Origin of the sequence: Streptomyces pathocidini (genome assembly GCF_001418495.1) — a bacterium.
GTDB classification, from domain to species: Bacteria; Actinomycetota; Actinomycetes; order Streptomycetales; family Streptomycetaceae; genus Streptomyces; species Streptomyces pathocidini.
Genome location: NZ_LIQY01000393.1, coordinates 1 through 5,040, shown reverse-complemented (window position 1 = coordinate 5,040; position 5,040 = coordinate 1). Strand labels below are relative to the sequence as shown.

Here is a 5,040-nt window from a genome sequence, read left to right as displayed (position 1 = left end):
CGTCCCGGCCGCGGCCGGGAGAGCCCTCTGCTCATCCTGTCAGACCCCGCGGTGGCCGATCAGCCTTGCCGTTCCGCGTTCATCGGACCGACGTCCCGTGGTAGCGCACGGTCAGTGGGCGCACGCCCAGGCCGCGCCCGCGAGCGTCTCGCGCGCCTGCGCACGCAGGGCGCGCACGGCCTCGGCCGGGTCGCCGGCCCCGTAGACGGCGGAGCCGGCGACGAAGACGTCGGCTCCCGCCTCGGCGCAGCGCTCGATGGTGTCCGCCGAGACGCCGCCGTCGACCTGGAGCCACATCTCCAGGCCGTGCTTGGCGATCAGCTCCCGGGTGCGGCGGATCTTCGGCAGCATGATGTCCAGGAACGCCTGCCCGCCGAAGCCCGGTTCGACGGTCATGATCAGCACCATGTCGAGCTCGGACAGCAGGTCCTCGTACGGCTCGATCGGGGTGGCGGGCTTGAGGGCCATCGAGGCGCGCGCCCCCTTGGCGCGGATCTCGCGCGCCAGGCGTACGGGCGCGGCGGCGGCCTCGACGTGGAAGGTGACCGAGCCGGCCCCGGCCTCGACGTAGGCGGGCGCCCAGCGGTCCGGGTCCTCGATCATCAGATGGCAGTCCAGCGGGGTGTCCGTGGCTCGCGCGAGCGACTCCACCACGGGCACGCCGAGGGTCAGGTTGGGCACGAAGTGGTTGTCCATGACGTCGACATGGAGCCAGTCGGCGCCCTCGACGGCCCGTGCCTCCTCCGCCAGGCGGGAGAAGTCGGCGGAGAGGATACTGGGGTTGATCTGAACGGCCATGGCACAAGCCTGCCATGGCGCTCGGCTCCCGGAGGACGGGGATGGCGGACGGGCAGGGCCGGGGGTCGGACAGCGCCGAGCGGGACCGGGGTGCGAACGCGGATACGGGCCGTGGCCTGGGCCGGTTCGTCTGCGGGCGGCGCTCCAAGTGGCTGGTGCTGCTGCTCTGGGCGCTGGCGATCTTCGCGTTGGCGCCGCTGGCGCAGAAGCTGGACGAGGTGCAGGAGAACGACACCGCGTCCTGGCTCCCCGGAAGCGCCGAGTCCACCCAAGTCCTCCATCTCTCCGAGGGGTTCCGCCCCGAGACCGTCCCCGGCGTCGTCGTCTACGCCCGGGAGAGCGGCCTGACCGACCGGGACCGCAGGACGATCGCCGAGGACGTGGCCGAGCTGAAGACGCTCGGCGGCCACGGCATCCGCGGCGAGCTGACGCAGGGCCCGGTCTTCGACCGCCCCGGCAACCCGCGGGCCGCGCAGGTCTACGTGCCGGTCACGCTCGCCGGGGAGAGCTGGGAGGGCCTGTCCGACGCGGTGGAGGACATCCGCTCCAGGGTCGGTACGGGCGACGGGCTGTCGGTGCACGTGACGGGCCCGGCCGGGACGAGCGCGGACCTCGCGAAGGTCTTCGAGGGCATCGACTCGACCCTGCTGCTCGCGGCGCTCGGCGTGGTCGTGGTGGCGCTGCTCATCACGTACCGCAGTCCGACGCTGATCGTGGTGCCGGTGGTCTCCGCGGTGGCCTCGCTCGAGGTCGCCGAGGCGATCGTCTACCTGCTGGCCCGGCACGCCGGGCTGACCGTGAACGGGCAGAGCGCGGGCATCCTCACCGTCCTGGTCTTCGGCGCGGGCACCGACTACGCACTGCTGCTGGTGGCCCGCTACCGCGAGGAGCTGCGCCGCCACGAGGACCGGCACGAGGCGATGGCGCTGGCGCTGCGCCGGGCGGGTCCCGCGGTGGTGGCCAGCGGGGCGACGGTGTGCGCGGGGATGTTCGTGCTGCTGCTGGCCGAGATGGACTCCACGAGCGGGCTCGGCCCGGTCTGCGCGACCGGCGTGCTGGTCGCGGTGGTGGCGATGGTGACGCTGTTCCCGGCCCTGCTGGTGATCTGCGGCCGCTGGATCTTCTGGCCGGTGATTCCGCGCTTCGGCTCGCCCGAGCCGACCGAGCGGGGCCTGTGGGCCCGGGTCGGGCAGCGCATCGCCCGCCGGCCGCGCGCCGTCTGGGTGACCACGGCCGTGGTGCTGGCCGCGCTGTCCTGCGGCATCCTCGCCCTGCGGGCCGAGGGCATCGGCAGCGCCGACGCGTTCACCGAGAAACCGGACTCGATCACCGGCCAGGAGGTCTCGGCCCGGTACTTCCCGGCGGGCAGCGGCGACCCGCTGGTGGTCGTCGCGCGGGCCGGCCGGGCGGAGCCGGTGGCCCGCGCGGTGGCCGCGGTGCCCGGCGTGGTGCCCCGCTCGCTCCGCATCCCGCCGGGCGCGGCCCCCGAGCACGGCGGCCGGGTGCTGTTCGAGGCCACGCTGACCGCCCCGGCCGACAGCCCGGAGGCGAAGCGGACCGTCGAGCGCGTACGGGACGTGGCGCACGCCGTGCCGGGCGCGGACGCCAGGGTCGGCGGCGGGACGGCCGCCCTGCTGGACGCGGAGGCCGCCTCGGCGCGCGACAACGTCGTGGTGATCCCGCTCGTCCTACTGGTCGTCCTGGTGATCCTGGGCCTGCTGCTGCGGGCCGTCGTGGCGCCGCTGATCCTCATCGCGACGGTTGTGCTCTCGTACGCGGCGGCACTGGGGATCAGCGCGTTCGTGTTCCGGCACCTGTTCGGCTACGCGGGCGAGGACCCGGCGTTCCCGCTGTTCACCTTCGTCTTCCTGGTCGCCCTGGGCATCGACTACAACATCTTCCTGTCCACCCGGGTGCGCGAGGAGGCCGTCCGGCGGGGCACCCGCGCGGGCACCCGGACCGCGCTGGCCGCGACCGGCGCCGTCATCACTTCGGCGGGCCTGGTCCTGGCGGGCACGTTCCTGGCGCTGGGCACGCTGCCGCTGGTGGGCTTCGCCGAGATCGGCTTCGCGGTCGCGCTCGGCGTCCTGCTGGACACCTTCGTCGTACGGTCGGTGCTGGTCACGGCGTTGTATCTGGACGTGGGACCGCGGATGTGGTGGCCGCACCGGCTGGCCCGCGAGGACGGGCCCCCGGCCGAAGGACCCCCGGCCGTTCCGCAGGCCCCGTCATGACCGCCCGTCCTCGCCGTCTCCCGCCCTGACGTCCCGCAGGGCGACGCAACTCACCAGCAGCAGCGCGGCGGACACGACGACGAAGCCCGTCGCGTAGCTCGTGGACTGGGCGACCAGCCCGACGCAGAAGCCGCCGAGCCCGAGCCCGACGTCGAAGGCGAGGTTCCACTGCGCGCCGGCCACACTGAAACCGCGGCGCCCGGCGCGGTGCAGCATCAGGACGAGCGTGGCGTTCTGGAGCGCCCCGCACCCCGCGCCGAACAGCAGGAGCAGGGCCAGCAGCGCGGCCGGGTTCCGCGCCGCGACACCGCCGAGAACACCGACCGCGGTGATCAACACGGCGGGGAGCAGCAGCACTTGGTTGCCGTACCGGTCCCCCAGCCGCCCGGCCAGCCACCGGCTGCCCGTCAGCCCCAGCTGGAACAGCAGCAGCGCCGCGGGTGTCAGCCACACCGGCTCGCGCGGCGCGGCCAGCGGCAGGAAGGTCACCACCGCGCCGACGGCCATCGTCCCCGCGGTGAGCAGGAGGAACGGGCGCAGGATCGCGGGCCGGGCGATCCCGGCCACGACCCGGGGGCGGTCCACGGGCGCGGGGCGGGGCGCGGCGATCGCAAGCGAGGCCAGCAGCCCGCAGGCCGGGGCGAGCGCGCCCGCCGTGAACAGCGGCGGGTGGCCGAACCGGTGGGCCAGCAGCACCCCGAACGGCGTCCCCACCGCACCGCCGAGCCCGGTCGCGACCCCGTACCAGCCCGCCGCCCGGCTGCGCAGTCCGGCGGGGGCGAGCTCGGCCACCGCGGCACTGCCGGCCACCACGAACGCGCCGAAGCCGACACCACGCAGGGCCGAACAGGCAAGGATCAGCGGAAGGTCGGCGGTGGCGGAGAGGACGGCGACCGGGAGGCCGAGCAGGACCAGGCCGGCGGCCAGCGTGGCGCGGTAGCCGAGGGCGGCGATGACGCGGGGCATGGCGGGCTGGACGGCGATGGTGGTCGCCATCAGGGCGCCGGTGACGAGCCCGGCCGCCGACTGCCGGCCGCTGGCCTCCACCGCGTACTCGGGCACGGTCGGCAGCAGCAGGTAGAAGCCCGCGAACCCGCTGAGGGTGCACAGCAGTACGGCGGCCAGCGGACGAGTAAGAAGGGTGGCGGACCGCTCGTCACCGGCGAGCGCGGAGGGAGGTGCGTTCACCTCACCGATCCCAACAGAGCGGCTACCACCGCGAGTAGTGTCGGCCCGTCCATCGATGGGGGTGCGCACTGTGCGATCGCCCAGTGTGGCCGGTTTCGCTCGCCGCCGGGCCGTCCCGTTGGACAGCTGTCCGCTCCGGGTGGTTCGTTGCGTTCCGTGCTGCGCATTAGTGATCTGCTGGGACATCCCCGGCTGGGCCTGGAGGCCGTGGACGGGGCAGGAGCCGGGTCCGGCGAGGGGGACGGCGACCGGCTCATCCGCTGGGTGCACGTGACCGAACTCCCGGACCCCCGGCCGTACATCGGGGAGGACGAGCTGGTTCTCACCAACGGGCTGTGGCTGGCCGAGGAGGACTGCTCCACGTACGCCCGCCGGCTCGCCTCGGCGGGCGCGAGCGGCCTGGTCTTCGGGCTGCGCGCGGCCACCCCCGCCGTGCCGGACGGACTCGCCGCCGCCTGCCGGGAGGCCGGGCTGCCGCTGCTGCGGCTACCGATCGACGTGCCGTTCACCGCCGTCACCCAGGTCGTCGCCACGGCCCAGGCGGAGCACCGGCAGCGGCAGCTGCTCGACGCGCTCCGGCACAGCGACGAACTCACCAGCACCATTTCCGCGGGCCACGGGCTGCGCGGGGTGCTGAACGTGCTGGCCGGGCTGCGCCGCGTACCCGTGGCCCTGGTGGACCGGCTGGGCGAGTGCGTGGACGCCATCCGCTGCCCGCTGTCGGCCGACGACCTGCGGCAGGTGGCCGCGTACATCGCCGACGGCGCCCAGGAGCGCCCGCTCACCCTCTCCGGCGGGTCCGAGGCGACCGTGATCCCGA

General features: G+C 74.6%; 4 protein-coding genes. 2 read left to right on the top strand and 2 right to left on the bottom strand.

The genetic code is table 11. From position 1 onward, the window contains the following. Positions 1-111 precede the first annotated feature (111 nt). On the bottom strand, positions 112-798 hold the full coding sequence (gene rpe, locus AOK16_RS18535; RefSeq protein WP_055473349.1) for a ribulose-phosphate 3-epimerase: 687 nt from the start codon (positions 796-798) through the stop codon (positions 112-114). Between the two features lie 41 nt (positions 799-839). On the opposite strand from rpe, the gene AOK16_RS18530 reads away from it, so the two are divergent. Further along, the gene (locus AOK16_RS18530) at positions 840-3,032 is read left to right on the top strand and encodes an MMPL family transporter (protein WP_079101532.1); all 2,193 of its coding nucleotides are present in this window, start codon (positions 840-842) and stop codon (positions 3,030-3,032) included. Here AOK16_RS18530 and AOK16_RS18525 read toward each other — a convergent pair. Next, the gene (locus tag AOK16_RS18525) at positions 3,027-4,220 is read right to left on the bottom strand and encodes an MFS transporter (RefSeq protein WP_055473348.1); all 1,194 of its coding nucleotides are present in this window, start codon (positions 4,218-4,220) and stop codon (positions 3,027-3,029) included. The two genes, AOK16_RS18530 and AOK16_RS18525, sit on opposite strands and share 6 nt — an antisense overlap. A gap of 156 nt (positions 4,221-4,376) precedes the next feature. Here AOK16_RS18525 and AOK16_RS25890 point away from each other — a divergent pair. Continuing rightward, positions 4,377-5,040, top strand: a 664-nt coding sequence (locus AOK16_RS25890; protein WP_169790912.1) for a PucR family transcriptional regulator ligand-binding domain-containing protein, incomplete at its 3' end; no start/stop codon positions are given.

Bases quoted from the DNA above. Each gene is read 5' to 3' on its own strand.
- rpe (WP_055473349.1), bottom strand. From the start codon at position 798: ATGGCCGTTCAGATCAACCCCAGTATCCTCTCCGCCGACTTCTCCCGC.
- AOK16_RS18530 (WP_079101532.1), top strand. From the start codon at position 840: ATGGCGGACGGGCAGGGCCGGGGGTCGGACAGCGCCGAGCGGGACCGG.